This is a genomic window from Micrococcus sp. HMSC31B01, assembly GCF_001816085.1.
Taxonomy (GTDB): Bacteria; Actinomycetota; Actinomycetes; order Actinomycetales; family Micrococcaceae; genus Micrococcus; species Micrococcus luteus.
This window is the reverse complement of sequence record NZ_KV825189.1, coordinates 1-922: the sequence shown is the minus strand read 5'-3', so window position 1 is coordinate 922 and position 922 is coordinate 1. Positions and strand designations below refer to the sequence as shown.

Here is a 922-nt window from a genome sequence, read left to right as displayed (position 1 = left end):
CGGCGACCATGACACCCACCGACCCGGCGGCGTCGGCGATCACCTCGTAGTAGGCGCCCTTGACGTTCAGGCTGTCCTTGGCCCCGCTGCGCAGCAGCAGCATGGAGATGATGTTGATCACCAGGCCGGCGAAGCCGACCGCGAGCATGGCGCCGGAGGCCACCTCCGGCGCGTCGCCCAGCCGGCTGATGGCCTCGACCACCACGTACACCCCGACCGCGAGCATCGCCAGCACCGCCAACGCCGAGGCGAACACCTCGGCCCGGTAGGAGCCATAGGTGCGTCGCCCCGTGGAGTCCGGCCGGCTCGCGATGCGCGTCGCCAGCAGCGCCGCACCCAGCACCACCACATCGGCAGCCATGTGCCCGGCATCCGACAGCAGCGCCAACGACCCCGACACCAGCCCCGCGACCAGCTCGATCAGGAAGAAGCCCGCCGTCAGGGCGAACGCCCCCGCCAGCCGCCGACGGTAGCGGCCACCGGCATGCCCGGTCGCCGGGGCATGGCTGTGTCCCGCCCCCATCAGCCCTGCCCCTCGTGGCGGGCGTGCTCACGGGAGACGTCCAGCAGCATCCGCACATGCCCGTCAGCGAGGCGGTAGTACACCATCCGCCCCTCCCGGCGGTTCTCGACCACCCCAGCGGAACGCAGCACCCGCAGCACCTGGGACACCGACGCCTCCGCGACATCGACCGACGCCGCCAGGTCACACACGCACAGCTCGCCGGCCTCCAGCAACGCATACAGCACCCGGGCACGGCGCGGGTCCCCCAGGAGCTTGAACAGCCCGGCCAACCTGCCGGCCTCGCGCTCGTCGGGGATCCTCTCCCGGGTCAGCGCCACCTTCTCCGGATGGACGGCGGTGACCTGACACGAATCCAACGGCGTCACACTCATGCCACGACCATACACCTATGCAGAT

General features: G+C 70.9%; 2 protein-coding genes. Both read right to left on the bottom strand.

The features are described 5' to 3' along the window. The coding region (locus HMPREF3105_RS07810; protein ID WP_141762465.1) for a cation diffusion facilitator family transporter at window positions 1–523 on the bottom strand (523 nt) is incomplete at its 3' end. Further along, the gene (locus HMPREF3105_RS07805; RefSeq protein WP_041103922.1) at window positions 523–897 is read right to left on the bottom strand and encodes an ArsR/SmtB family transcription factor; all 375 of its coding nucleotides are present in this window, start codon (window positions 895–897) and stop codon (window positions 523–525) included. The genes HMPREF3105_RS07810 and HMPREF3105_RS07805, both read right to left, overlap by 1 nt. Between the last annotated feature and the right edge of the window lie 25 nt (window positions 898–922).

What these genes read in the sequence shown, in the direction of transcription:
- HMPREF3105_RS07805 (WP_041103922.1), bottom strand. Translation starts at nt 897, where the DNA reads ATGAGTGTGACGCCGTTGGATTCGTGTCAGGTCACCGCCGTCCATCCG.